The 1,439-nt window shown below is 60.1% G+C and carries 1 protein-coding gene and 1 pseudogene; one reads left to right on the plus strand and one right to left on the minus strand.

What is annotated here, in order from left to right; translation table 11 throughout:
* Positions 1–462 (minus strand): annotated as a pseudogene (locus HX869_RS31240) (cytosine permease); the annotation flags it as partial.
* Between the two features lie 251 nt (positions 463–713).
* Between HX869_RS31240 and HX869_RS31245 the strand changes: the two are divergent.
* Positions 714–1,439, plus strand: a 726-nt coding sequence (locus tag HX869_RS31245; protein WP_178904183.1) for a LysR substrate-binding domain-containing protein, incomplete at its 3' end; no start/stop codon positions are given.

Here is a 1,439-nt window from a genome sequence, read left to right on the forward strand (position 1 = left end):
ACCCAGGTGCCGATGCGGTTGAGGACGTGGATGAAGCGGTAGCCGATGATGCCGATGATCCCCGAGCCGATGGCGCCGATGACGATGCCTACCGGTACCGGGATCGCGTCGACGACGCCGTGCAGGGATTTGCCCGCCAGTACGATGTTGGAGGCGAAGAAGCCGATGTACATCACGCCGGCGATTACCACCACCAGCAGCGCACCGAGGGAGCCGAACTGGGCGCGGCTCTGGATCATTTGCGGGATGCCCATCTGCGGGCCCTGGGCCGAGTGCAGCGCCATCAGCACGCCGCCGACGAGGTGGCCGACNNGCGCCGGTGACGATGGGCAACGGCGCGATGTTGCCGCCGAACCACAGGGTGAACAGGTCTCTTACCTTTCCGTGGCGATCTTCCGGGGGCACGTATCCAATCGTGTGTTTTTCGATAAGCGGGGCGGAGGATGTTGCAGTGGTAACCATGACGAGCTCCAAGGCAAGGTGAGTACGTTGACGTACTTCGCTGGGCGGCGCGTGTGCGTCGCTTTTGTTGTTGGAGTGATCATGTGCAATGGTCACAGGGAGGTAAATTAGTAAGTTTGTTGCTATAGACCTTAAAAATAATATCTCGCGGGGTTTTTTGCTCCGGTATGTTGCATGCACTTGAATCAGTGTGAAAAAGCCGATTTTCACGCACTTGTTTGGGGCGAAATCCCACGTTTATGGAGGTCCCGATGGCTGCCTATAACCTGCGCCAGCTCAGATATTTTGTAACCACGGCCGAGTGCGGCAGCGTGGCAGAGGCCTCGCGCAAGCTCTATATCGCGCAACCGTCGGTGTCGACGGCCATCAAGCAACTGGAAGACAGCTTCGGCGTGCAGCTGTTTATCCGCCATCACGCCCAAGGGGTGTCACTGACGCCGAGCGGTGCGCGGTTCTATCGCAAGGCCCTGGAGCTGCTGCGGGTGGCCCATGAGTTTGAGCAGAACGCCCTGGCAGACAATGACGTGGTGGCGGGGCAGATCGATATCGGTTGCTTCGAAACCGTGGCACCGCTGTATTTGCCGCGCTTGATTGCCGGTTTCCGGGAGCGTTGGCCGGGGGTGGAAATCCGTCTGCGCGATGGCGAACAACAGGAACTGGTGCAGGCGCTGACGGCCGGCAGTATCGATGTGGCGATGCTGTTTGAGCATGACCTGGGCAGCGCCATCGAGACCACGCCGCTGATGCCGCCGCAGCAACCCTATGCGTTGCTGCCGGCGGATCACCGGTTTGCGCAGCAGGCCAAGGTGTCGTTGGCGGACTTGGTGCTGGAACCGATGATTTTGCTGGATGTGCTGCCGAGCCGGACGTACTTCGTGAGCATCTTTGAAGAGCGTGGGCTGACGCCGAATATTGTCTTCAGTTCGCCGTCGATCGAGATGGTGCGCGGGATGGTGGGGCGCGGGTTCGGGTTTTCG

Source organism: Pseudomonas sp. P7779, assembly GCF_013386315.1.
Taxonomy (GTDB): domain Bacteria; phylum Pseudomonadota; class Gammaproteobacteria; order Pseudomonadales; family Pseudomonadaceae; genus Aquipseudomonas.